Source organism: Allobosea sp. RAF48 (assembly GCF_052114025.1).
Classification (GTDB): domain Bacteria; phylum Pseudomonadota; class Alphaproteobacteria; order Rhizobiales; family Beijerinckiaceae; genus Allobosea.
Window position 1 is genome coordinate 164,231 of record NZ_JBFRDZ010000003.1, and the last position, 25,263, is coordinate 189,493.

The 25,263-nt window shown below is 67.5% G+C and carries 21 protein-coding genes; 5 read left to right on the forward strand and 16 right to left on the reverse strand.

What is annotated here, in order from left to right:
* Positions 1-104 precede the first annotated feature (104 nt).
* Complete coding sequence (locus tag AB4Z10_RS07015) at positions 105-1,052, forward strand: 50S ribosomal protein L11 methyltransferase (RefSeq protein ID WP_441469669.1); 948 nt, start codon at positions 105-107, stop codon at positions 1,050-1,052.
* Between the two features lie 57 nt (positions 1,053-1,109).
* Here AB4Z10_RS07015 and AB4Z10_RS07020 read toward each other — a convergent pair whose 3' ends face one another.
* Together AB4Z10_RS07020 and AB4Z10_RS07025 are read right to left on the reverse strand one after the other, a co-directional pair.
* Positions 1,110-1,238 carry a hypothetical protein gene (locus AB4Z10_RS07020; RefSeq protein ID WP_441469670.1) on the reverse strand — a complete coding sequence of 43 codons (129 nt, stop codon included), beginning with the start codon at positions 1,236-1,238 and terminating at the stop codon, positions 1,110-1,112.
* A gap of 53 nt (positions 1,239-1,291) precedes the next feature.
* Positions 1,292-1,537: a hypothetical protein gene (locus AB4Z10_RS07025; protein ID WP_441469671.1), complete on the reverse strand. Its 246-nt coding sequence runs from the start codon at positions 1,535-1,537 to the stop codon at positions 1,292-1,294.
* A gap of 396 nt (positions 1,538-1,933) precedes the next feature.
* On the opposite strand from AB4Z10_RS07025, the gene AB4Z10_RS07030 reads away from it, so the two are divergent.
* Positions 1,934-3,769, forward strand: coding sequence for an aminopeptidase P family protein (locus AB4Z10_RS07030; RefSeq protein ID WP_441469672.1), 1,836 nt, complete (start codon positions 1,934-1,936; stop codon positions 3,767-3,769).
* Between the two features lie 118 nt (positions 3,770-3,887).
* Here AB4Z10_RS07030 and AB4Z10_RS07035 read toward each other — a convergent pair whose 3' ends face one another.
* The 4 genes from AB4Z10_RS07035 to AB4Z10_RS07050 form a co-directional block, all read right to left on the reverse strand.
* Complete coding sequence (locus tag AB4Z10_RS07035) at positions 3,888-4,187, reverse strand: AzlD family protein (protein ID WP_149133317.1); 300 nt, start codon at positions 4,185-4,187, stop codon at positions 3,888-3,890.
* Positions 4,184-4,897 (reverse strand): AzlC family ABC transporter permease, encoded by a 714-nt coding sequence (locus AB4Z10_RS07040; protein ID WP_441469673.1) that lies wholly within the window; start codon positions 4,895-4,897, stop codon positions 4,184-4,186. The genes AB4Z10_RS07035 and AB4Z10_RS07040 overlap by 4 nt, the downstream gene beginning before the upstream one ends.
* A gap of 24 nt (positions 4,898-4,921) precedes the next feature.
* A complete protein-coding gene (locus AB4Z10_RS07045; RefSeq protein WP_441469674.1) occupies positions 4,922-5,785 on the reverse strand; it encodes an AraC family ligand binding domain-containing protein in 864 nt (287 codons plus the stop codon).
* A gap of 261 nt (positions 5,786-6,046) precedes the next feature.
* Entirely contained in the window at positions 6,047-7,291 is a 1,245-nt protein-coding gene (locus AB4Z10_RS07050) for an MFS transporter (RefSeq protein WP_441469675.1), read from the reverse strand.
* Positions 7,292-7,386: 95 nt separating this feature from the next.
* Between AB4Z10_RS07050 and AB4Z10_RS07055 the strand changes: the two genes are divergently transcribed.
* Entirely contained in the window at positions 7,387-8,361 is a 975-nt protein-coding gene (locus AB4Z10_RS07055; RefSeq protein ID WP_441469676.1) for an AraC family transcriptional regulator, read from the forward strand.
* 140 nt (positions 8,362-8,501) lie between these two features.
* Here AB4Z10_RS07055 and ligA read toward each other — a convergent pair whose 3' ends face one another.
* Complete coding sequence (ligA, locus tag AB4Z10_RS07060; RefSeq protein WP_441469677.1) at positions 8,502-10,682, reverse strand: NAD-dependent DNA ligase LigA; 2,181 nt, start codon at positions 10,680-10,682, stop codon at positions 8,502-8,504.
* Positions 10,683-11,032: 350 nt separating this feature from the next.
* Here ligA and AB4Z10_RS07065 point away from each other — a divergent pair, with 350 nt between their 5' ends.
* Positions 11,033-11,824 carry a DUF2189 domain-containing protein gene (locus AB4Z10_RS07065; RefSeq protein ID WP_441469678.1) on the forward strand — a complete coding sequence of 264 codons (792 nt, stop codon included), beginning with the start codon at positions 11,033-11,035 and terminating at the stop codon, positions 11,822-11,824.
* Positions 11,825-12,215: 391 nt separating this feature from the next.
* Here AB4Z10_RS07065 and AB4Z10_RS07070 read toward each other — a convergent pair whose 3' ends face one another.
* Positions 12,216-14,246, reverse strand: a complete 2,031-nt coding sequence (locus AB4Z10_RS07070; protein ID WP_441469679.1) for a DEAD/DEAH box helicase — start codon at positions 14,244-14,246, stop codon at positions 12,216-12,218.
* Positions 14,247-14,606: 360 nt separating this feature from the next.
* Between AB4Z10_RS07070 and aidB the strand changes: the two genes are divergently transcribed.
* A complete protein-coding gene (gene aidB, locus AB4Z10_RS07075; protein ID WP_441469680.1) occupies positions 14,607-15,428 on the forward strand; it encodes an AidB family quorum-quenching N-acyl homoserine lactonase in 822 nt (273 codons plus the stop codon).
* A gap of 68 nt (positions 15,429-15,496) precedes the next feature.
* On the opposite strand, the gene recN is transcribed toward aidB, so the two are convergent.
* From recN to AB4Z10_RS07115, 8 genes are all read right to left on the reverse strand, one after another.
* Entirely contained in the window at positions 15,497-17,176 is a 1,680-nt protein-coding gene (gene recN / locus AB4Z10_RS07080) for a DNA repair protein RecN (RefSeq protein WP_441469681.1), read from the reverse strand.
* Between the two features lie 61 nt (positions 17,177-17,237).
* Positions 17,238-18,161: an outer membrane protein assembly factor BamD gene (locus AB4Z10_RS07085; protein ID WP_441469682.1), complete on the reverse strand. Its 924-nt coding sequence runs from the start codon at positions 18,159-18,161 to the stop codon at positions 17,238-17,240.
* Positions 18,162-18,326: 165 nt separating this feature from the next.
* A complete protein-coding gene (gene lpxC, locus AB4Z10_RS07090; protein WP_441469683.1) occupies positions 18,327-19,274 on the reverse strand; it encodes a UDP-3-O-acyl-N-acetylglucosamine deacetylase in 948 nt (315 codons plus the stop codon).
* A 301-nt stretch (positions 19,275-19,575) separates the two neighbouring features.
* Positions 19,576-21,282, reverse strand: coding sequence for a cell division protein FtsZ (gene ftsZ, locus AB4Z10_RS07095; protein WP_441469684.1), 1,707 nt, complete (start codon positions 21,280-21,282; stop codon positions 19,576-19,578).
* Positions 21,283-21,379: 97 nt separating this feature from the next.
* Positions 21,380-22,711 carry a cell division protein FtsA gene (gene ftsA, locus AB4Z10_RS07100; protein WP_441469685.1) on the reverse strand — a complete coding sequence of 444 codons (1,332 nt, stop codon included), beginning with the start codon at positions 22,709-22,711 and terminating at the stop codon, positions 21,380-21,382.
* Positions 22,708-23,709 carry a cell division protein FtsQ/DivIB gene (locus AB4Z10_RS07105; protein WP_441469686.1) on the reverse strand — a complete coding sequence of 334 codons (1,002 nt, stop codon included), beginning with the start codon at positions 23,707-23,709 and terminating at the stop codon, positions 22,708-22,710. The genes ftsA and AB4Z10_RS07105 overlap by 4 nt, the downstream gene beginning before the upstream one ends.
* Positions 23,676-24,590: a D-alanine--D-alanine ligase gene (locus AB4Z10_RS07110; RefSeq protein ID WP_441469687.1), complete on the reverse strand. Its 915-nt coding sequence runs from the start codon at positions 24,588-24,590 to the stop codon at positions 23,676-23,678. Before AB4Z10_RS07110 ends, AB4Z10_RS07105 begins: the two co-directional genes overlap by 34 nt.
* 92 nt (positions 24,591-24,682) lie before the next feature.
* Positions 24,683-25,180, reverse strand: coding sequence for a MarR family winged helix-turn-helix transcriptional regulator (locus AB4Z10_RS07115; protein ID WP_441469688.1), 498 nt, complete (start codon positions 25,178-25,180; stop codon positions 24,683-24,685).
* Positions 25,181-25,263: the final 83 nt, after the last annotated feature.

Consider the following 25,263-nt stretch of genomic DNA (forward strand, 5'->3'; position numbering starts at 1 on the left):
CAGGACGGGAAGGCGCTTGTTTCGGAGATGGCCGGGTCAAGCCGGGCCATGACGGCTGCGCTGCACCGCATGACAACCCCGCCCCGCCCTGCTAATGCCACCGCATGCGCGAAGGCCTCCTGCCAGCGACGGTCGCGACCGTCTTCGAACTCTCCACCTCGGGCGAGAAGGCCCGGGCCCTGACCGAATTGCTCGGCGAGATCTTCGACCCGACCGAGACCGCAATTTCGGCTTTCGAGATCGAGGAAGGCGTCACCACGCTTTCGCTGAATGCGCCCTGGAAGGTCGAGATCTACTTCGCCCAGCACCCGGACGAGGAGGCGGTGCGCGACCTGCTGCGCCCGATCATCGGCGATCTCGTCGACACCACGCCCTTCACCACCGTCAACACGCGGGATTGGGTCGCGACCAGCCTCGACGGGCTGAAGCCCGTGCGCGCCGGCCGCGTCATCGTCCACGGTGCGCATGACCGGGATGTCGTGCGGGTCAACGACGTCGCCATCGAGATCGAGGCGGCGCTCGCTTTCGGCACCGGCCATCACGGCACCACCTCGGGCTGCCTGCTGGCGCTGCACGCCGAGCTGAAGAAGCGGCGTCCGCGCCACGGGCTCGACGTCGGCACCGGCACAGGCATCCTGGCACTGGCTCTGGCCAAGCAGATCAAGCGCAAGGTCGTCGCCGGCGATATCGACGCGATCGCGGTCGAGGTCTCCGCTCACAACGCCCGCCTCAACCACGCGCCCAATGCGCTCGATCTCTATGTCGCGCCGGGCCTGCGCCACGCCAAGGCGAACCGGCCCGGCCGTTTCGACCTCGTCTTCGCCAATATCCTCGCGGGGCCCCTGAGGCAGCTCGCGCCCTCGATCGCGCGCGTGCTCTCGCGGGACGGGACACTCATCCTGTCCGGCCTGCTCGCCATGGATGTCGCCGGGGTGGTCTCGGCCTACCGGCACCACGGCATCTATCTCGTCAGCCAGTCGCTGCGCGAGGGCTGGGCGACCCTGGTCATGAAAAAAGGCGGCGCAGCCCCGAGGCTCCGCCGCCCTGCCTGACCTCCGGCGCCAGAGCATCGGGCCTGATAGGCCGATGCCGCTAGAAGCGCGAGGTTGTTACTCGCCAATATGGCCGTACTCGCGCGCGGCCTCGGCCTGGAGGCTACGAGCATCGTGCCAGACGGCGGCGGTGAACTTCGCAGCGTCGACGATCTGCTCGACGATATGCTTGATGATGGTGATCATGGTTCGGGTCCTGTGTGCTATCGGCGCGCGGGCTGGCCGCAGCGGCCGGAAACTCAGCGGTTGAAGGGCAGCGAGACGTCGCTCGACAGCGTCGCGGACGGGTAGCCGCCCAGCACGATCTCGGCCTCGTTGACGAGGAGGTTGCGGGCACGCAGTTCGCGAGCGGCGGAGCGTTTGCGGCTTTCGATCAGCGCGGCATAGAGGCGCTGCATCACGCTCGGCTTGTCGGCTTTGCTGGCCCTGGTTTCGGCCACCACTGCTACGGGCAGCACGTCGGCGTTGTTCAACACATAGGTCATGGGTCTATCTCCGAAAAACGAAGGACAGTCCCGGTCGCTTCCTCGTTCTCTTATGCGACTAAAGTGGGATCATTTCGCACATGCGAGAAGATATGTTCGCATATGCGAGATATGCGAAAAACGCATGCAAGACGCCAATATCCGTTAATGTTTGCGTATATTGCATAACCAAACAGCACAATGCCGGCCTGTAAGGCAGCGCGATCCCACGGAACAGGCATCGCCCGCCGGCGCATTTGCACTGGCGCTTTCGCCGATGGAGCGCGACGATGGGCACACCATAGCATCGGACCGAAAAGTGGAATCCGCCTTTCGGAGAAATTCGACGCGATAACAATTACATAGATCGCCGTGGTCGTTCGACAGCACGCACGACCATCTGAGCCGGACCCCGCCATGACCGAATCGACCCTACCGACCTGCCGCTTCCAGTCCTTCTCCGAGCCCAGCGACCCAAGGCTGGTTGCCGGCCGCGTCGCTGCGCTGCGCATGGCGCTCACGGCGCAAGGTCTCGACGGCTTCGTCATCCCGCGCGCCGACGAGCATCAGGGCGAATATGTCCCGGCGCATATGGCCCGCCTCGCCTGGCTGACCGGCTTCACCGGTTCGGCCGGGAACGCCGTCGTGCTGGCTGACAAGGCCGCTCTGGTCGTCGATGGCCGCTACACCATCCAATCGGCCGAGCAGACCGACACCAAGGTCGTCACGCCCGTGCGCATGGAGCAGACGCCGCTGGAGCGCTGGGTCGAGCAGAACCTGCCGGCTGGGGGCAAGCTCGGCTACGATCCCTGGCTGCATACGGTCGATGGCCTCGCCCGCCTCGAAAAGGCGGCGGCCGCAGCCGGCGGCAGCCTCGTCGCGGTCAAGACCAACCCGATCGACGCGCTATGGAGCGACCGCCCGGCACCGCCGACCGCGCCCGTCAAGGCGCATCCGGCCGCCTTTGCTGGGGAGGACAGCGTCTCCAAGCTCGCCCGCATCCAGAAGGCGCTTGCCGAGGCCAAGGTCGACGCGCTCGTCGTCTCCGATCCGCATGCTCTGGCCTGGGTCTTCAACATCCGCGGCGGCGATGTCGAGCACACGCCCTTGCCGCTCGGCTACGCCATCGTCCCACGGGAGGGGCGCCCGACCGTGTTCCTCGCGCCCGAGAAGATCACCAACGAGGCCGGCGACGCGATCGGCGCGGTCGGCGAGATCGCACCCCCGGCCGAGCTCGAAAACCAGCTCAAGAAGCTCGGTGCGGCCAAGGCCAAGGTCCGCCTCGACGCGACGACCGCCGCGGCGGCCCTGGCGACGCTGATCCGCGATGCCGGCGGCACGCCCGACGCCGGCACCGACCCGATCGCGCTGATGAAGGCGCGCAAGAACGCTGCCGAACTCAAGGGCACCCGCACGGCCCATCTGCGTGACGGCGCGGCGATGACGAACTATCTCGCCTGGCTCGCGCGCGAGGCGCCGAAGGGCGATCTCACCGAGATCGACGCCGTCGCAGCGCTCGAAGCCGAACGTCTCAGGACCGGGCTGCTGAAGGACGTCTCCTTCACCACGATCGCTGGCGCAGGCCCCAACGCCGCCCTCCCGCATTACCGCGTCAGCGAGGCGACCAACCGCCGGCTGGAGCCGGGCATCTTCCTGGTCGATTCAGGCGGCCAGTACGAGGACGGCACCACCGACATCACCCGCACCATCGTCATCGGCGAGCCCACGGCCGAGATGCGCGACCGGTACACCCGGGTGCTCAAGGGCCATGTCGCGATCTCGCGGCTGGTCTTCGTCAAGGGAACCTCCGGCGCGCAGCTCGACGCCTTCGCCCGGCTGCCGCTCTGGCAGGGCGGCTTCGACTTCGACCACGGCACCGGCCACGGCGTCGGCAGCTATCTCTCGGTGCATGAGGGGCCGCAGCGCCTGTCCAAGCTCGGCATCACGCCGCTGGAGCCGGGTATGATCCTCTCCAACGAGCCCGGCTACTACAAGCAGGGTGAATACGGCATCCGCATCGAGAACCTGATCGTCGTCGAGGAGCGCGCGATCCCCGGTGCCGAGCGCACGATCTACGGCTTCGAGACCATCACCTGGTGCCCCTATGAGCGGGCGCTGATCGACACGGCACTGCTCGATGCCGGCGAGATCGCCTGGATCGACGCCTATCACGCCACGGTCTGGCAGAAGCTCAGCCCGCTGGTCACGGGCGGGGCCGAGGAATGGCTGGAGAAGGCCTGCCGGCCGTTGTGACCCGGCGTCAATCTCGGGCGAAGCGCAGCTTCGACCCGTGAATCTCCTGCCGGAAAAGGGGCGAAACCGCAGCCTCTGGTCATGAGATGCTCGGGTCGAGCCCGAGCATGACGGCAGCTCACATCACCATCCGGAACGCCACCACCGCTACCACGCCGACGGCCACCACACCCAGCAGCGGCAGCCGCGTCGCGGCCAATGCCGCAATCGCCGCCGCTGCCGTCTCGGCCCAGCCGGTGGCGAGCGCGCTCGGCGCGATGACGGCGACAAGCACGGCGGGCGGGATCGCATCGAAGGCGGCTTGCGCGCGGGGTGACAGATTAAGCCGTCCGGCGAGCGCGAGCCCGGCGACGCGCGTCGCATAGGTCACGATCGCCATGCCGAGGAAGGCGAGAAGGTTGATCGGATCGACGCTCACGCCTCGACCTCCTTCGTCATCGGAAGCTCCTCCGCGCCGGCCGCGAGCCAGGCCGCCAGCAAACCGCAAAGGGCGCCCGCCGCGACATGCCAGGGCGGCCCGGCAAGGCGATAGGTCACGGCCGAGGCGATGCCCGCCGCCGCCACCGTCCAGAACGTCACCCGTCCCTTCCAGAAGGCCGCGACCAGCGCGATGAAGAGTGCCGTGAAGGCGAAATCGGCGCCCAGCCGCTTCGGATCGCCCAGCACGGCGCCGATGGTCGCCCCCAGCGTCGAGTTGACGAGCCAGCCCAGCACGAAGGGGATGACCATCGCGAACCAGTAGGCCGGCGTGAGCCGGTGGGTGCGGGAGCGCTTCTCGGCCAGCGCCCAGTTCTCGTCGGCCATGTAGTAGAGGCCGAGGAATTTCTGCCAGCGGCTGAAGCCCTCGAGCTTGGGCGCGAGCGATGCCCCCATCAGGACATGGCGGGCATTGATCAGCAGCGTCGAGAAGACCAGCGCCGCGACAGGCGCCGGCGTCGTCCACAGCTCCACCGCTGCAAATTGCGCCCCGCCGGCGAAGACCATGGTGCTCATAAGGAACACCTCCAGCGGCGACAGCCCCTTGCTGGCGGCCACCGCGCCGAAGAGCAGGCCGATCGGCGCCGCAGCCACCGCAGCCGGCCAGATATCGTTCAGGCCGCGCCTGATGTCGTCACGCATCGTGGACATGGTTGGGTTCTTTCGGAAGGGCGCTCAGCCGAGATGCGCCGCGCGGAAGGCGCCGGGCGTCACACCGAAGCGGGCCTTGAAGGCGCGGGTCAGATGCGGCTGGTCGCAGAAGCCGGTCGCCGCAGCGACATCGCCGGGCATCTCGCCGCGTCGCAGCCGCTCGCGGGCGCGCCGCACGCGGACATCGACCAGATAGGCATGGGGCGTCAGCCCCGTCTCCTGCCGGAAGGCACGGATCAGGTGATGGCGCGGCAGGCCGGTGAGCCGGGCGAGATCGGCGAGCGACAGATCCTCTTCGTAGCGCGCCTCGAACAGTTCGCGCGCCCTGGCGACGGGGCCGGCCTCGGCTCCGACGGGGCGGACCGAGAGATCGGCATGGCGCGCCAGGCAGAGCGCATAGAAGCGCAGAAGCATCTCCTCGCTGGCCAGCAGATCCTCGCCGTCCTCGATGGCATGATGCGCGGAGGCGAACAGCGCAGCCCCATCGGGGTCCTCGACCAGCGGCTGCGGAAAGAACGGCGTGCCGACACTGTCCCGGCCGCTGAGCGAGGCCGCGACCTCGCGGATCAGCCCGACCTCCGGATAGGTCATCCGGTAGCTGTAGCCCCGCCCGTAGGGCTCCCCGTCATGGGTCTCGAGCGGATTGACGAAGGCGATCTGGCTCGGGCGTGCGTAATGGCGCTCGCCCCGGATCCGGAAGGTCTCGCAGCCGGCCTCGATGATGCCGATCACATAGCTTTCATGCTGATGCGGCGCGTAGGCATGGCGGCGGAAGGTCGCGGCGAGGCAATCCAGCCCGTTGAAGCGCTCGGCCGGAAACAGCTTCGCCCGCTCGCCGGCGACGAGCGGTTCGAGGCCAAATGTCTCGCCTTGTGTGACTGCTTCCATGGCGCGAGCATAAACGCTCTCGCGGCGCTGCTGTCTTGAAGAAAAGTGATCGGGCGCATCACGCGCCCGATGTGTTTCGTTGCCCGGCGATGGGATTCACGGTTCGGCCGGAGCACCTTTTCGAGCCCTCGTCCTGAGGAGGCCCGAAGGGCCGTCTCGAAGGGCGATCCAGATGTCTCCGGAACCCTCTGAAGCATCCTTCGAGACGCAAGCCGTCGGCTTGCTCCTCAGGATGAGGGCTCAGATGCTCGAACAGCGATCTCAGATGGCGTGGGAGGCGCTGCCGGCACCGACCCGCTCGGGGCTCTTCGCGCCGAGCAGCAGCACGCCGAGCCCGCCGACCAGGGTCGCGACGGTGGCATAGGCGATCACACCGAGCGTGCCGAAACCGTCGACCAGGAGCCCGCCGAAGATGGCGCCACTCGCAATCGCGACCTGGAAAGCCGCAACGAGCAGGCCGCCGGCAGATTCGGCCTCCTCTTCCGGTGCGACGCGCACCAGCCAGGTCTGGAAGCCCACCGGCAGCGCGCCGAAGGCGAAGCCCCAGAGACCGACAGCGACCGCCGAGGCGATCGGCGAGGCGCCGGCGAACAGCAGGCTCACCCCCATCAGCGCGATCGCGAAGGCGCCGAAGATCACCGAGGCCTTGGCGCTGCGGGCCGTGATCGCCCCGCCCAGGAAGTTTCCGAAGAAGCCGCCGACACCATAGGCCAGCAGGACGAGCGAGATCGCCTCGACCGAAAGCTTGGGGATCTGCTCCAGGAACGGTCGCACATAGGTGAAACCGGCGAAGTGCCCGGAGATCACCACGACGATGCCGGCCAGGACGAGCGCGATGCTGGGCTGGCCGAGCAACCGGAAGAGCGTGCGGATGTCGGGCGAGCCGCGCGCCGGCAGCCGCGGCAGCACCGCCATCTGGATGACGAGCGTCGCCACGCCGATCAGAGCCGAGAGCCAGAACACGACGCGCCAGCCCCAGAGGTTGCCGACATAGGCGCCGATCGGCGCCGCGCTCACCGTCGCAACCGAAACGCCGGTGAAGATCAGGGACATCGCCTTGGGCAGGGCGCTCGGCGGCACGAGCCGCATCGCGGTCGCCGCCACCATCGACCAGAAGGCCCCGAGCCCGATGCCGAGCAGGACACGCGCGAAAAGCAGCGTCGGCAGATTGGTGGCGACTGCGGCGAGCGCGCTGGAAACGATCAGCAGCCCGGTCAGCGACCAGATCACGAGGCGCCGGTCGATGCCGCGCGTCACGATGGCGGCGGCGAGGCCGGCGATGGCGCCGACGACCGCCGTTGCGGTGACGGCCTGCCCGGCGGCTCCGACGGAAACGCCGACATCGGCGGCCATCGGGGTCAACAGGCTGGCGGGCAGGAACTCGGCGGTAACGAGGCCGAAGACGCCGAAGGTCAATGAGACGACAGCGGGCCAAGCCGGCTTTTCGCGCGCATCCTCGGCGGTGTCGTCGAATTCAAGTGCAGTGGCAGATAGGGAATCTGACATGGGGGTCTCCATGAAGTCGCCGGAAGATGGGCGTGGCCTCGTGGAGTTTCCATGCTATATCATCCGCATCTCATGACCGTTCGTCCAGGATTGCCATGACCGCTTCCGCCGACCACCTGACAGAGATGCTCCGGGGCCTGAGACTCGACGGCGTCGACTACAGCCGCTGCCAGTTGGCCGCGCCCTGGGGCGTCGCCTTCCCCCCGACCAATGAAGCCTATTTCCACTTCATTTCGCGCGGCCGCTGCTGGCTGAAGACGCAGGCCGGCGAATGGCTGGAACTCGCCGATGGCGACGCCGTGCTGCTGCCACGCGGCGGCGGCCATGTCCTGGCGAGTTCGCCAGAGGTCGTCGCCTCCCCGCCCTGCGACTGCCGGGTGCGCGAAACCTATGGCAATATCTTCGATGTCGAGGGCGGCGGCACCGGCGAGCATATGCTGCTCTTCACCGGCCGCATGACCTTCAATGTCGATCTCGACCACCCGCTGCTGCGGTTGATGCCTGACCTGATGCGGATGAGCGATTTCATCGCCAACGAGCCGGGCATCCCGCATCTGCTGGAGGCGATGGGCCGCGAGGTCGCGATGGACCGGGTCGGTGCGGGCGGCATCCTCGCCCGCCTCGCCGATGTGCTGGCCGCGGCGATCATCCGCGCGTGGGTCGAACGCGGCTGCGGCGCCGCCAAGGGCTGGGTCGCAGCCGCGCGCTGCCCAACAATCGGCAAGGTGCTGGCGGCCATCCACGCCCATCCCGAGGCGGACTGGACGGTCGAGAGCCTCGCCGAGCTGATGGGCGCTTCCCGTTCGGGTTTCGCCGAGCGCTTCGCCGAGGTCGTCGGCGAGACTCCGGCCCGCTATGTCGCGCAGGTCAGGATGCATCAGGCCCGGCAATGGCTCGCCCGCGACAAGCTGCGGATCGCGGTGGTCGCGCAGCGCCTCGGCTACGAGTCAGAGGCTTCCTTCAGCCGCGCCTTCAAGCGCATCACCGGCACGGCACCGGGCCAGGTGCGGGCGGCGGGCGAGGCGCAGCCGGCCGCGATGTTCACGCCGCCGGCGGAAGCGGCGGAGTAGCTGACAGGCGACCCAGTTGTCGTCATGCTCGCCCTTGTGGCGAGCATCCACGTCTTGAACACGACCCTCGACCACGAAGACGTGGATGGTCGGGACAAGCCCGACCATGACGGCAACCGTTGCGGTCATGGGTTCCGCGCTCAGGTCCCGGCGCTTCCACCCACCAGATCGAACCAGCCGGCCTCGTCGATCACTTCGACGCCGTGCTTCGCAGCGTCCTTGAGCTTGGAGCCCGCCCCCGGTCCGGCCACGAGCAGGTCGGTCTTCGACGACACCGAGCCCGCGACCTTGGCGCCGAGCCGCTCGGCCATCGCCTTGGCCTCGTCGCGGGTCATCCGCTCCAGCGCGCCGGTGAACACCACGACCTTGCCGGCGACTGGGCTCGCCGAGGCCACCGCCTCCAGCGGCTGAGGCCAGACCTGCGCCAGCAGGCGGTCGAGCAATTCCTCGTTATGCGGCTCGCCGAAGAACTCGATCAGCGCCTCGACCACTGTGGGGCCGACGCTATCGATGGCGTCGAGCTCCTGGCGCTCGGGCGAGGCCTCGTCGGCAGCCGCGATGCCGGCTGCCCGCAGCGCCTCGAACGAACCGTAATGCCGCGCCAGCAGCCGCGCGGTCGTCTCGCCGATATGGCGGATGCCGAGCCCGAAGATGAAGCGGTTGAGCGGCGGCCGGCGCCGATCCTCGATCGCGTCGAACAGCTTCTTCGCGCTGACGGCGCCGAAGCCTTCCTTGTCCTTGAGCTTCTTGAGATTGGCCGCATCGCGCTCGGCCAGCGTGAAGATGTCGGCGGGCTCCTTCACAGGCAGTTCAGGATCGCTGTGAAAGAACTCGATCTGCTTGTCGCCGAGCCCGTCGATATCCATCGCATCACGCGAGACGAAATGCTTCAGCCGCTCGACGGCCTGCGCCGGGCAGATCAGGCCGCCCGTGCAGCGACGCACCGCATCTTCCTTGCCGGTGCGCGGATTGAGCTCCCGCGTCGCATGGCTGCCGCAGGCCGGACAGAGCGTCGGAAACTCATAGGGTTTCGAATCCGCCGGCCGCATCGACAGATCAACCGCCTCGACGCGCGGGATGACGTCCCCCGCCCGCTTCACCGTCACCGTGTCGCCGACGCGAATGTCGGTGCCGTCGCGGATCGGCAAACCCTTGGAATCGAAACCGCGGATATAGTCCTCGTTGTGCAGCGTCGCATTGGTCACGACGACACCGCCGACCGTCACCGGCTTCAGCCGCGCCACCGGCGAGAGCGCGCCGGTGCGGCCCACCTGGATGTCGATCGCTTCGAGAACGGTTGTCGCGAGTTCCGCCGGGAATTTGTGCGCGATCGCCCAGCGCGGCGCCCGCGAGACGAAGCCGAGCCTGGCCTGCAGCGCGAGATCGTCGACCTTGTAGACCACGCCGTCGATATCGTAGCCGAGCGTCGCGCGCTGGCTCTCGATCAGCCGGTACCGCGCGATCAGCTCCTCCACGCTCTCGCAGCGCTTCATCAGCGGGTTCGTGCGGAAACCCCAGCGTTTGAACGCCTCGACCACGCCCATCTGCGTCGGCGCCGGCAACACCGGCATCTCGCCCCAGGCATAGGCAAAAAACCGCAGGGGCCGCGAGGCCGTGACGCTAACGTCGAGCTGGCGCAGCGAGCCTGCCGCGGCATTGCGCGGATTGGCGAATTCGGGCTGCCCCTTCTCGCGCTGGCGTTCGTTGATCCCCGCAAAATCGGCATGACCGAGATAGACCTCGCCGCGCACTTCGGCGATCTCAGGCACATCCGGTCCGGCGAGCGTTCCGGGGATTTCGGAGATGGTGCGGGCATTGAGGGTGACGTCCTCGCCCTCCTCGCCATCGCCGCGCGTCGCAGCCGAAACCAGCTCGCCCTTCTCGTAGCGTAGCGAGAGCGATAGGCCGTCGATCTTCGGCTCGGCGGTGAAGGCGATGCCGCCCTCCTCTTCCCTGCGGCCGAGGAAACGGTAGACCCGGCCCGCGAACTCGGCCACGGCCTCATCAGAGAAGGCGTTGTCGAGCGAGAGCATCGGCACACGGTGCCGGATCTTGGCGAATTTGCCTGAAGGCTTGGCGCCGACCTTGCCGCTGACGCCGCCGGTTTCCTTCAGCCCTGGAAAAGCCTCCTCGAGCGCGACCAGACGCCGACGCTTCGCGTCATAGGCCGCGTCGTCCATGATCGGCTGATCGTCCTGGAAATAGGCGTCGTTCGCGGCCTGCACCTGCGCTGCGAGCTGCTCGTGCTCGGCCTTCGCCTTGCGCGGCGTCAGCTCGGCAACGGGCGTTTCGGAGAGGGCGGTGTCGTCGGAGTCGCTCATGGCACAGCATTAGGCGAGATGGCGGTGACGAGGAAGGGCAGGAACCGCTGCCTCGCGCCGCTCCAGCCCCGCGGCCCTCATCCTGAGGAGCAGGCCATCGGCCTACGTCTCGAAGGATGCTCCAGATGGCTCCGGACCGCCTGGAACATCCTTCGAGACGCCGCAGGCGCGGCTCCTCTGGATGAGGGCTCGGGGGGCCAATCCTCACATCCGCGAGATGCCTTGCGACAAATCCGGCTTTCGCGCGTATAGTTTAGGCGCTGGGAATTGGAAGCTCGACGCCATCGGCCGTTGACGCCAAGGACACGTCGACAGCCGTGGTGAACCGGGCCGGAACCGGGAGGCTCGCCATGGCCAATGTTGACGGCACCGTACATGACATCGTCACGCTCTCGCAGCCGCGCATCAAGACCATCACCACGAGGGATTTGCGCGAGGCGCTGCAGCGCGGCTGGGAAGACTTCATGGCGCAACCGAGCCATCTCGTCTTCATCGCCGTGATCTATCCCATCGCCGGCATCCTGCTGGCGCAGCTCACCGTGAGCTACAACATCTTCCCCCTGCTCTTCCCGCTGCTCAGCGGCTTCGCGCTGATCGGCCCCTTCGCCGCAATCGGGCTCTATGAGGTGAGCCGCCGCCGCGAGAAGGGGCTCGACTCGTCCTGGTCCCACGCACTCGAAGTGCTGCGCTCGCCGTCGATCGGGCAGACCGTCCTTTTGGGCGCGATGCTGACCGGGCTCTTCCTCGCCTGGCTGTTCAGCGCCTGGTTCCTCTATCGCGGGATCCTCGGCCTGCCGGCCGACGTCTCGACCGCAGATTTCCTGCGTGCCGTCTTCACCACGGCCGATGGCTGGATCATGATCGTCATCGGCAACTCGCTCGGGCTGCTCTTCGCGATCGCCGCCTTCGCGATCTCGGTGGTGTCGTTCCCGCTGATCATCGACCGGCATGTCGATGCGCCCACGGCGATCCGCACCTCGATCGCCGCCGTCGAGGCCAATCCGCGCGTGATGATGTATTGGGGCCTGATCGTGACCGGGCTTCTGGTGCTCGGTTGCCTGCCGGTGCTGGTCGGGCTGGTCGTGGTCATGCCGGTTCTCGGCCACGCCACCTGGCATCTCTATCGCAAGGTCGTGGGCTGACCGGCCGGCCTGGGGTCGAGCGCGCCACGGGCGCGCGCTCCTGTCGATACGGGAACTTTTTGCCCCCAAAAGGGGTTCACTCCCTGCCAGATCGAGCCTGACGGCTCCATTTAGTCAGGGGGTTTTTCATGAACAACATCATTTATATCGTCGGCCTCGTCGTCGTCGTCCTCGCCATTCTCTCCTTCCTCGGCCTGCGCTGAGGCGGGGGACCGGAAGCGCCCACCCAACGGGCGACGGCTTGAAGCGCACCGATCTTCAAAGAAATAGCGCCGTCATCCCGGGCTTGACCCGGGATCCATCATAGAGCGCAGAGCTCTACGATCGATCCCGGATCGGCGCTGCTGCGCAGCTTGTCCGGGCTGACGGCGCTTTGTGTAAAGGCTGAAGCTCAGCCGCGAGGGCCGCCGCGCGGCTTGCCCTTGCCGAACGGCTTGCCGCCGGCCGGGCGCCCGCCCTCTGGCTTGCCAGCGAAAGGCTTGCCCTTCCCAGCATAGGGCTTCTTGAAGCCGCCACCACCGGGCTTGCCGTCGTCGCGGCGCGGCGGACGCGCGTCGTCGCGCGCGGGCCTGCTGTCGGCGCGATAGGGCTGGCGGTCCTCTCCCCGCGGCGCGCGTTGATTCGCGTCCCGGGGCTCGAAGCGTGGCCGCTGCGGCCTGTACTCGCCAGCCACCTTATCATCGCCCCAGCTCTTCCGCGGCGCGGCCGGACGCTCGGCCTTGTCGGCGAAGGATTTCGCCGGACGCCGCTCGTCCGCTTCCGCCATCTCGATCACGATCTTGTCGCGATCGGGGATGCGCACGGATTCGTAGAAGCGCTCGGCCACCTCGGCATCGATCTCGACCTTGGTCTCACGATCAAAGATGCGGATCGCGCCGACCTCGTCGCGCGTGATCCGGCCGCGCCGGCACAGCATCGGCAGCACCTGGCGCGGATCGGCGCCCTGCTTGCGACCGATGTCGAGCCGGAACCAGACGGTATCCCCGCGTGGCCCTGCCGGCTTGCGCGGCCGCTCGCCATCCTCGCCTTCGTCGCGCCCCGCGCCGAAGGGCCGACGCTTGGCGGCATAGTCCTCGTTCGAACGAACCGGACGGCGCTCGTCTCGGCCGAAGCCGGGATCGCCGACCTCTTCGGCCGCCGGCAGCCGCGCCCGATAGAGCCTGACCAGCGCCGCAGCGATGTCGCGCGCCTCGCGGCCGGCCATCAGCGCCTCGATCATGCCGACATCGTCTTCGCCGGTCTCGCCACTGAGCATCGGGTCGGCCAGCAGGCGCTCCTGATCGAGCGCGCGGATCTCCTCCGGCGTCGGCGGGCCGATCCACTCGGCCTCGACCTTGCCTTCCATCAGCAGGCGCTCGGCCTTGCGCCGACGCGACTGCGGCACCAGCAGGACGCTCGTGCCCTTGTTGCCGGCGCGGCCGGTGCGGCCCGAGCGATGCTGCATCACCTCGGAATCATTAGGCAATTCGGCATGGATGACGAGGTCGAGTCCCGGCAGGTCGATGCCGCGCGCCGCAACATCGGTCGCGACGCAAACCCGCGCGCGTCCGTCGCGCAGCGCCTGGAGCGCCGCATTGCGCTCGTTCTGGCCGAGTTCGCCGGACAGCGCGACCGAAGTGAAGCCGCGCTCCAGCAGGATCGCCTCGAGATGGCGCACCGCATTGCGGGTGTTGCAGAAGACCAGCGCCACCGGCGCATTATGGAAGCGCAGCAGGTTGACGACCGCGAGCTCGGCTTCCTTCGGGAAGACGCGCACGGCCTTGTAGGCGATGTCGGCATGGCCGCGGCGGGTCGCTTCGACCTCGATGCGCAGCGCATCGCGCTGGTAGCTCTGCGCGAGCTGGACGATCGCCTTCGGGAAGGTCGCCGAGAACAGCAGGCTGCGGCGCTCCGCCGGCGTGGTCTTCAGGATGTATTCGAGATCGTCGCGGAAGCCGAGATCAAGCATCTCATCGGCCTCGTCGAGCACGACAGCCTTCAGAGCGGAGACGTCGAGGCGGCGGCGCTCGATATGATCGCGCAGGCGGCCGGGCGTACCGACGACGATATGGGCGCCCTCGTCGAGCAGCATCGCCTCGCGGCGCGGGTCCATGCCGCCGACGCAGGAGATCACCCGCGCACCGGTCTGAGCATAGAGCCAGGCGAGCTCGCGCTGCACCTGCAAGGCAAGCTCGCGCGTCGGCGCGATGATGAGAGCAAGCGGCTCGGCGGCGGGGCCGAGCTTCTCGGCGGTGCCCAGCAGGGTCTCGCCGATCGCGAGACCGTAGGCGATGGTCTTGCCGGAGCCGGTCTGCGATGAGACCAAGAGGTCGCGCCCGCGGGCGGCCTCTTCGATCACGGCGCTCTGCACCGGCGTCGGGTCGGAGTAATTGCGATCGGCGAGCGCGCGCGCGAGCGGCGGGCTCGTGAGGGAAAAGGACATGCGATAAGGGCCTAAAGGTTTGCGGCGTAAGATGAATTAACGGCGCGAAGCGTGGCGATGGGTTCAGGCGGCATTTGGTAATCGGACCGAAAAGTGGGTCTCACTTCTCAGAAAATCCGATGCCAAAACAAATAATTAGGTCGCCCCCAGGGGCGTCCAGCAGGACGCATGGCGATCTAACGGGCAGCTGCACCATCGGATGACAGCAGCTCATAAAGCAAAGCGACACAAAAGGAAATGCGGCATTCCCGCGCCCTGCGCAGGGCCGGGCCGGGCCGGACGCGCCTTGCCGGCAAGGCGGCGGGCCCACTAGCTTCCCAGCTTCACCGAACGTGCAAGATGCCGCAGCGGAGAACAGCCATGGTCCTGCAGTCCCGCCGCATCGGCGCCTACGAGATATCGATCCTGCATGACGGCGTCTTCGAGGCCCCGCTCGATGTGCTGATCCACGCCGACGGCGCGGCCGCTCGCGACGAGGCGCTGGCGCGTTGGGGCAAGCCGAAGATCAACATCGTCGTGAACTGCTTCGCGCTGAAGGGATCGGATGGCATCACGCTGATCGATGCTGGCACCGGCCCCTCCTGGGGCGCCGCGATGGGCCATGCCCCTGAGGCCATGGCCGCCGCCGGGATTACACCAGAGGATGTCGCCCGCGTGCTGATCACGCATCTTCATGGCGACCACGCGCTCGGCCTGTTCGACGGCGATGCAGCCCGCTTCCCGAATGCCGAGATCATCGTGCCCGAGGCCGATTTCGGCTTCTATGGCGACGAGGCCAATCGCGCACGGGTGCCGGAGAAGAAGCACGGCGCTTTCGCCATCACGGCAACGCTGAAGAAGCTCTATGCCGGTCGCATCCGCTCCGTTCCGGCCGGCGAGGCGCGGCCCGGCATCAGCTTGCTCCCCCTGCCCGGCCACACCTTCGGCCATAGCGGCTATCTGATCGAAGGCGAGAACGAGAGCCTGCTGCTCTGGGGCGATGCGCTGCATCTCTCCGACCTCCAGGCCTTGGAACCGGATATCGGCTTCGTCTACGATCTCGACGCTGCGACTGCGCTAGCCTCCCGCCGCGGCATCCTGGAACGCGCCGCGCATGAGAACTGGTTGGTTTGCGGCGGCCATGTTGAGGGCTTCCGGCGGGTGGTCAAGAAGGGCGCGGGCTACGAATTGGTCGCCGCGTAGGTCATCAACCGTCGTCATTCCGGGCAAGCGAAGCGCAGATCCGGAATGACGACTTCAGAGAATTCGCTTCAGCCGCGCAATCCCGCCGCTTCCAGCAGGCGCCCGGCCGCGGCGCGCGCCTCCTCGGTGATCGAGGCTCCGGCAAGCATCCGCGCAATCTCCTCGCGCCGCGCCTGCTCGGCCAGCACTGTGACGCGCGTCACCGTCCGCACGGCTTCGCCTTCCGCCGATTTGGCGATCAGGAAATGCTGACCGGCCTTGGCCGCGACCTGCGGCGCATGGGTGACCGAGATCACCTGCACGCGTCCGGCCAATCGCGCCAGCCGCTCGCCGATCGCATCTGCGACGGCGCCGCCGACGCCCGTGTCGATCTCGTCGAAGACCAGCGTCGGGGCCGAGCCGCGCTCGGCCAGCACGACCTTGAGCGCCAGCATGAAGCGCGAGAGCTCGCCGCCCGAGGCGACTTTCATCATAGGCCCCGGCCGCGTGCCCGGATTGGTCTCGACCCAGAACTCGACCCGGTCGAAGCCCTCTGGCCCACGCGCGGCCTCATCGCTCTCGACCCGGGTGATGAAACGCGCCCGCTCCAGCTTGAGCGGCGGCAATTCGGCCTTCACGGCGGCATCGAGCCGCGCCGCCGCCGCCTTGCGCGCCTCCGATAAGACCTGCGCCCGCGCGAGGAAAGTGCCCTCCGCCTCGTTCAGCTCGGCTTCCAGTCGCGACAAGGATGATTCGCTCTCGTCGAGCGCCGCGAGGTCGCTCGCCATCGTGGCAGCCAGGACCGCCAGCCCATCGACCGGCACGTCGTATTTGCGTCCCGCCGCACGCAACGCGAAGAGCCGCTCCTCGATCCGCTCCTGCTCGCGCGGGTCGTATTCGGCGGCGCGCATCGCCGCAGCAAGCGTCTCCCCCGCCTCCTCCAGCGCGACGATGGCGGTGTTGAGGGCGGCGATCGACGGATCGACCAGCCCGGGCGCCTGCCCGGCCCGGCGCTCCAGCCGGCGCAGAACCGCGGCGAGCGTGGCAACAGGCGATGCCTGCCCGCCGACCGCCTCATGCGCATCGATGAGGTCGCGCGCCACCTTCTCCGCCTGCATCATCGACTGGCGGGTGGCGGCGAGCGCGTCTTCCTCGCCCCGCTGCGGCGCGAGCTTGCCGAGCTCCTCGACGGCATGGCGCAGAAAATCCGCCTCCTTGCGCGCCGCTTCGACCCGCATGCGCTGCGACTGCAGGGCCTGCCGCGCCCGTTTCAGCGTCTCGCTGGCCTCGGAGACGGCTTCCGCCTGCCTCTCCAGATCACCGAAGCCGTCGAGTATGGCGCGGTGCTGCGCCGGATCGGTCAGCGCACGGTCGTCATGCTGGCCGTGGATCTCGACGATCGCCGCGCCAACCATGCGCAGGATCTGCACTGAAACCGGCTGGTCGTTGATGAAGGCGCGCGTGCGCCCGTCGGCATATTGCACCCGGCGCAGGATCAGGTCGCCGTCGGTGTCGATTTCCTGGGCATGGGCCAGCTTGCGTGCGGCGTGGTCGAGCGGCAGATCGAAAACGGCGCTGACCTGCCCCTGCGCCTCGCCGTGGCGGACGAGCGAACCGTCGCCGCGCCCGCCGAGCGCAAGCGCGAAACCGTCGAGCAGAATCGACTTGCCCGCGCCCGTCTCGCCCGTGAGGACGCTCAAGCCCTCACGGAAGCCCAGATCGAGCCGGTCGATCAGAACGATGTCGCGAATGGAGAGCTGCGCCAGCATCGGCGCTCAGCTCGGTTTCCGGTGCCGGCAGCGTCGCCCGAGGCCCGTCATGGACGCCTCGTCAGCGCCCACCGAACCCGAGAAGACCGCCGACCGTGCGCTGGAAGCCGTCGAAGGCACGGCTGATATAGGAGCCGCGATCCTCGCGCGGCTCCAGGCCGCCGCTCTGCAGCAGCTTGTAGGCGTCCTTGTACCAGGGGCTGTCCGGGAAGTTGTGGCCGAGCACGGCCGCGGCGGTCTGCGCCTCGTTGGTGATGCCCATCGCCATATAGGCCTCGGTCAGGCGCATCAGCGCCTCCTCGACATGGCGCGTGGTCTGGTACTTGATGATCACCTCGCGGAAGCGGTTCACCGCGCCGGTGTAGTTGCGCTTCTCGAGGTAGTAGCGCCCGGCGTTCATCTCCTTGCCGGCGAGCTGGTCGCGCGCCACCAGGAGCTTCTCCTTGGCGTCCAGCACGTATTCCGACTTCGGGTAGTTCGCGATGAGCTGCTCGAAAGCCTGGATCGCCTGAACCGTGCGCTCCTGATCGCGTGTCGTGTCAGGGATCTGGTTATAATAGGACATTGCCATGATGTACTGCGCGTAGGCAGCATCGGGGCTGGCCGGGTTCTGGGCGATGAAGCGCTTGGAGGCGGTGATCGCCTCTTCCCACTTCGAGGCCTGGAAATTGGTGTAGGCCGTCATCAGCAGGCCCTTGCGTGCGTAGGGCGAGAACGGCGCCGCCTTGTCGATACCCTCGAACTTCTTGGTCGCGCCTTCGCTGTCGCCGTTCTGCAGGCGTGCGAGACCCTCGTTGTAGAGCTTGTCGGCGGGCTCGGGCGGCGTGAGGTCCGGCTTGTAGACCTCGGGCTTGTCGAAGGGATTGAGCGACGACAGCGTATCGCAGCCGCCGAGCAGCATGGCGGCGCCCAGCGCCAGGGCGATGCCCTTGCGCGGATACTGGCCGCGATGGATTGCCGGAAGGCTATGCCGCTTCACGCTCACGTCGTCCGTCCTCTTTCGATCGTCCCAGTTGGCGGGAAGCATGCCTTACCTCAGACGCTTCCACCGCGCCACTGCCGAAAACCGGTCAGGGCGCGATTCCGCCACCGTGCGGCATCTGGGACAAAAACCCGGCGAAGGAAAGGCGAAAAGCGCCGCCGCGACTTTTCAGTGCAGATCCGGCGCGTAGGCAGCCGGCGCGGCTGCAGCCATCTTCACGGCGCGCGGCGTGGCGAAAACCGGCTGGGCCTCGATGATCGCGAAATTGGCGCGGTCGGCGAAGAGCGCTTCGAGAATGCGGACGTTCATGCGATGGCCGCCGCAATAGGAGCGGAACTCACCGATGATCGGATAGCCGGCAAGCGCGAGGTCGCCGATCGCGTCGAGCACCTTGTGACGCACGAACTCGTCGCTGTAGCGCAGCCCCTCGGGATTGATGACCTTGTCTTCGCCAATCGCCACGGTGTTTTCGAGCGAGGCGCCCTGCGCGAAGCCGGCCTTCCAGAGCTGCTCGACATCGCGCATGAAGCCGAAGGTGCGGGCCTTCGAGATCTCGCGGGCATAGGTCTCTGCGTCGAGGTCGAAGATCTTGCGCTGGCGGCCGATCACGGCGCTGTCGAAATCGATCTCGACATCGAGGCGGAAGCCCTGCTCGGCCGGCATCAGCTCGGCGAAGGCGCGGCCGTTCTCGATCCGCACGGGCTGGAGGACCTTGAGATAGCGGCGCGGCGCGTGGAGAGTGACCGTCCCGGTCGTCTGGATCGCGGTGACGAAAGCGGTGGCGCTGCCGTCCATGATCGGCATTTCGGGGCCGTCGATCTCGATCAAGACATTGTCGAGGCCGAGGCCGGCGCAGGCCGACATCAGATGCTCGATCGTCGAGACCGAGGCGGGGCCGCGGTCTCCGATCACGGTGCAGAGCTCGGTGGCGCTGACCTTGTTGTGCTTGGCGTGGATGAGCTGGGGCGGCATGCCCTCGATGCCGGTCCGCAGGAAGACGACGCCCGAATTCGCGCTGGAAGGCTTCAGGCAGATGCTGGCGGGGGCTCCGGAATGCACACCGATCCCGGTCAGGGTCACTGCTGCCCGCAAGGTCGTCTGCCGATCGAAGCTCATTCCGCTATCCAATCCTGATCATCGGACCGCACCCAACCTGCTCTGGGCAGTGGCCGACGCCGACGATGTCTTCCGAGGTTGACGTCAGGTCAGACCTAACGCGCTATCCTCTTGATGCAGCTGCAACATAAGCTCTGGGGGCAACCTCTCAAAATCACGCTTTCTTTCGCTGTGTTACAATCGAAAGCCCGCGGACAGGCGTTTATAACACGCTGAAAGATAACGATTTTCTAACAACGAAAATCCCGCCGCGGAAGACCGCGGCGGGATTTGTTGCAGAACCGTCAAGAACGGCTGGAGCTCAGTTCGCCTGGCGGCGCAGGAAAGCGGGAATCTCCAGGTGGTCTTCCTCGCTGGTGCGAGTCGGCGCGACTCGGCCATGCGGGTCGAGCTGGCCCTGGGCCGGGCGCGAGGCCGGCTGCGGAGCCGGGCGGCGCATATACTCGGCATGGGCAGCGCTCGGCGCGGCCGCCTGCGGCACCGGGGCCTGCGGCGCCTGGCGGACCGGAGCCGGGGCGGGCGCCGGCTCGGCATATTCCTCGTCCTTGCGGCCGAATCCGACCGAGGCCAGCCGCTGCATCAGCGACATCCGCTTCTGCTCGACGGCATTCGGCGGCAGCGGCGCCGGCTGGGCGCCGCGCTGGGCGTTGAGCTGAGCCTGGCCCGGGACCGGCAGATCCTCGACGCGCGGCATGCGGGTCGGGCGGACGGCGCGCTCCGGCATCGGCGGGATGAAGCTGTCGTCGAGATGCAGGTTGTGCTCGGCATGGTGGACCGGCTCCGGAGCCGGAGCGGCGACCATCACCGGGCGGGGCTGCACCGGCTCGATCCGGATGTCGTGCGCGATCGGGGCGATCGGCGCCGGCTCGGCGGCAGGCGCAAGGCGGGTGGTGTCGATCACCGGGATCGATGCCGGCGCCATCTGGGCGACGGGACGGGGAGCGGCGGTAGCATTGCTGCGCAGGCGGGCTTCCTGCTTCAGGCGTTCGGCGACCTGGGCGATGCGGGCTTCCGTCTCGTCGACCTCGCCATGCTGGGAGATCGGCTTGTCGATGCCGGTAGCGACGACAGAGACGCGGACCGTGCCCTCGAGCGATTCGTCGAAAGTGGCGCCGACGATGATGTTGGCCTCGGAATCGACCTCCTCGCGGATGCGGGTGGCGGCCTCGTCGACCTCATAGAGCTTCATGTCGCGCCCGCCGGTGATCGAGATCAGCAGACCGCGCGCGCCCTTCATCGAGACGTCGTCGAGCAGCGGGTTGTTGATCGCGGCCTGGGCGGCGGTCAGCGCGCGCTTCTCGCCCTGCGATTCGCCGGTGCCCATCATCGCCTTGCCCATGCCGCGCATGACGGCGCGCACGTCGGCGAAGTCGAGGTTGATCAGGCCGGGGCGGACCATCAGGTCGGTGATGCAGGCGACGCCCGAATAAAGCACCTGGTCGGCCATGCCGAAGGCGTCGGCGAAGCCGGTGGTCTCGTTGGCGACGCGGAACAGGTTCTGGTTCGGGATGACGATGAGGGTATCGACCGCTTCGTTCAGCTCGCCGATGCCGGCCTCCGCCATGCGCATGCGGCGCTGCCCCTCGAACTGGAACGGCTTGGTGACGACGCCGACGGTCAGTATGCCCATGTCCCGGGCGACGCGGGCGATGGCCGGAGCGGCGCCGGTGCCGGTGCCGCCACCCATGCCGGCGGTGATGAAGACCATGTGTGCGCCCGCCAGGTGATCACGGATCTCGTCGATCACTTCCTCGGCCGCCGCACGCCCGACTTCCGGCTGCGAGCCGGCGCCGAGGCCCTCGGTGACCTGCAGGCCCATCTGGATGATGCGCGGGGCGCGCGAGAGCGCCAGAGCCTGGGCATCGGTGTTGGCACAGACGAAATCGACCCCGTCGAGGCCGGCCTCGATCATGTTGTTGACGGCATTGCCGCCGGCTCCGCCGACGCCGAAGACCGTGATCCGGGGCTTCAGTTCCCGGATGTCCGGGGCTTGCAGATTCATCGCCATGGTTGCCTCTTTTGATCCTGTGTCCGGCGCCTGGCGGGAGCCGTCCCGATTACTACGTTTGACGCCGTGGCTCGCCCCTTCGAACGAGCCGAACTCACTAGAAACTGTCCTTCAGCCACCGCCCGACGCGCGAGAAGTAGCCATCCGTTCCGGTCGCGAAGTAGCGCGCACCGGCAGAACGCGGTTCGAAGTGCTCGACATGGGCGACCTGCGGGTAGACCAGCAGGCCGACCGCCGCCGAGAAGGCCGGGCCCTTGCCCGCTTCCGGCAGACCCTTGATCCCGAGGGGACGGCCGGTACGGACCTGCCCGCCGAGCACGCGGCGCGCCACTTCCGGCAGGCCGGTAAGCTGGCAGGCGCCGCCGGTGAGGACGACGCGCCGCCCGGCCTGGGCCGAGAAGCCGGCATTGGTCAGCCGGTCGCGCACCAATTCGAGAATCTCTTCGACGCGCGGCTTGATGATCCGCACGAGATGCGACTTGGCGAGATGGTTCGGCATGTCGCGCTCGTCGTCGTCGACCTGCGGCACGGCGATCATGTCGCGCTCGTCGGAAGCGCTGGAGATGCAGGAGCCGTGCAGCGTCTTCAGCCGCTCCGCCGCCGAGACGCGGGTGGAAAGGCCGCGCGCCACGTCCATCGTGATGTGGTTGCCGCCCACCGCGATCGCGTCGGCATGGACGAGATGTCCGCCGGAGAAGACGCCGAGGCTGGTGGTGCCGCCGCCGAGATCGACCACGACGACGCCCATCTCGGCCTCGTCATCGACCAGAACGGAGAGGCCGGAGGCGTAGGGCGTCGCCACCACGGCCTCGACCTCGAGATGGCAGCGCTCGACCGCCAGCATGACGTTGCGCGCTGCCGCCGCCTCGCTGGCGACGACATGCATGTCGACCGAGAGCTTGCCGCCGATCAGCCCGCGCGGATCGAGCACGCCCGGCACGCCGTCGAGCGCATAGCCCGTCGGCAAGGCGTGGAGCACGGCCTTGCCGGGGCGGATCGCATGGGTCGCGGCGGTCGCGAGCACGCGCTTGACGTCGCTGTCGCCGACCGAGCCCGAGCGCAGATCGACGCTCGCGGCGTAATGCTGCGAGCCGATGCGCCCGCCGGTCAGGTTGACGATGACCGACTGCACCTCGACCTTGGCCATGCGCTCGGCCGCGTCGACCGAGGCACGAATCGCGCGCTCGGCGCTTTCGAGATCGATGATCGCGCCGCCCTTGAGGCCGAGCGAGCGCTGATGGCCAATGCCGATGATGCGGGCGACATGGGTGCGCCCACGCAGCCGCTCATTGGCCTCGGCCGGGTTCAATTCGGCGATCAGGCAGACGACCTTGCTCGTGCCGATGTCGAGAATCGACAAGGTCGCGCTCTTGCGCGACGACAGCGGACGCATGCGAGGTGTCAGACCCTGGGAGGTGACGTGGTTCATGCCTCGCCTCCCTTCTTCTTGGACTTGCTCTTCAACTGGTCGGCGCGGGCGGCGGCCGCTTCCTCGGAGAGGCGCATCACCACCCGGTCCGGCTGGCGCAGATCGATGGCGAGCACGTCCTTCTCGAGGACGCGGAAATCGCTTTCCAGCGAGACGAGGCGCTGCAGCGCCGCTTCCGGCTTGGTTTCCGGCAGGCGCACATCCATGCCGTTGTCGAGCTTGAGGTTCCAGCGGCGCCCGGAGATCAGGGTCGCGGCGCGAATATGCTGGGCGAAGGGACCCGCCTGGTTGCGCAGCGCCAGATATTCGCCAGCGCGGTTGTTGGCATCCTTGCCGACGACCAGCGGCAGATAGGCGAAGCGGCCGTCATCCATCTTGTCGATCACCGTGCCGTCGGCCGCGATCACGAAAAGCTCCCCCTTAACCTGCCACAGCGCATAGGGATCGCGCTCGGTCAGCGCGATCGAGACTTCGCCCGGATAGAGCTTGCGCACCGCCGCCTCGCGAATCAGCGGCGTCGCTTCCAGCTGCTTGCGGGCTTCGTCGGCGTCGAAGAACACCAGCGAGGTCTTCGAATCGATGCCGGCTGCGACCAGCACCTCCTGCTCCGAGAGCCCCGACAGGCCGGAGATGGTGACGCGGTCAATGCCGAAGCCGAGCACGCGGGCCAGCATGTGGCGCGGCTCGCCGTAATTGTCCTGGAGGTTCTGCCAGTGACCGCCCATGACGAAGCCGGCGCCGAGGCTGAGCGTCAGGAAGCCGAGGGCGAGCCAGGTGCCGAGGCTGCTCGGCACGCGCTGCGACAGCGGCACCGCGATGGCGCTGCGGCGCGTGCGGCGCATCCAGCGGCCCTGCCGCTCGCCGACGAGCAGCTGCGGCCCGCTGTGCCGGACCGGCAGGCGTGCAGCCGGCACCGTGGCCGGGCTACGTCGCTGCGCTGAAACGGGTTTCGCCGTCATCGCTTTCACCGATCGAGGGAGGCGTCCGCCACCATCCATTTGACGAGCTCACCGAAATTCAGCCCCGCATGGGCAGCCAGTTCGGGCACCAGGCTGGTTTCGGTCATCCCGGGCTGCGTATTGACCTCCAGCCAGACGAGCGTGTCGGTCTCGTCGTCGTAGCGGAAGTCAGATCGGCTGACGCCCCGGCATCCGATTGCTTGATGCGCCGTTAACGCACACTCTTCGATCTGCTGGTAAATTTTCGGTAAAATTTGAGCCGGACAGATGTGGATCGAGCCGCCTTTCGCGTACTTCGCATCGTAGTCGTAGAAGTCGCCGGTCGCGGCCTTGATCTCGGTCACGCCGAGCACCCGCTCGCCCATCACGGCGCAGGTCAGCTCACGCCCGGCGATGAAGGTCTCGGCCAGCATCATCTCGCCGCAGGGCCAGTCCGGCCGGGCGATTTCCTGCGGCGGATGCTGCCTGCCCTTCTTCACGATCACGACGCCGACGGAGGAGCCTTCGTCGATCGGCTTGAGCACATAGGGCGGCGGCAGGACATGGCTTTTCGCCGCGGCAAAGCGGGAAACGTTGACGCCGTCGGCGACGGGAACGCCCGCCGCCTTGACCACCGTCTTCGCCCGGTCCTTGCGGATCGCGAGCGCCGAAGCGAGCACGCCCGAATGGGTGTAGGGAATGCGCAGGATCTCCAGAACGCCCTGGATGGTGCCGTCCTCGCCGAAGCGCCCATGCAGGGCATTGAAGGCGACGTCCGGCTTCAGCTTCGCCAGCACCTCGGCGATGTCGCGCTGCACGTCGATGCGGGTGACGCGCAAGCCCTGCCCTTCCAGGGCCCGCGCGCAGGCCGCACCGCTGTTGAGGCTGACCCCCCGTTCAACGGACCATCCCCCCATCAGCACTGCAACGTGTTTGCTCATGCCGGCCCTCGTTCGACGCGATAGCCGTACCTCAGCCGGAGATGGTTAACAGCGCGTTAACCATAAGCTCGCGGTCGTTAACGAGCTCGGAATCAACCGATTTTGGCAAGCAACTGTCGTAACTGTGCACGCTCTTCCGAAGAGAGCGCACTCACCAGCCGCTCCTCGGTCGCGACATGCGAGGCAACGATTCGGTCCGCCAGCGCGAAGCCCGTCGCGGTCAGCACAATGCGCAGCGCCCGGCGATCCGCGGGGTCGGCCCGCCGCTCGATCAGCCCGCGCTTCTGCAGCCGGTCGAGGCGGTTCGTCATCGCCGAGGTCGAGATCATCATGTCCTGCGCGAGTTCGGACGGCGATAGCGCCCGCCCCTCGCCCTGGCGCCGCAAAGTGAGCAGCACGTCGAAACCGGCGAGATCAAGCTCATCGGCCACAAGATTGGCCGAAACGCCGTCCCGCACCCGGTCGGCCGCCCGCCAGAGATCGCCGCAGACCGCCATCACGCTCGTGTCGAGATCGGGCCGCTCCCGCCGCCACTGCGCCAGGATCGAATCCATCGGCCCACCCTGAACGTGGGGTCGCTCCTGACTCATGGCTGCTCCTTGCCAAGTAATTTCATGTCAGATAATTCGATATCGAATTATCTGACATGAAATAAAAATAGCAGCCGCGCTGT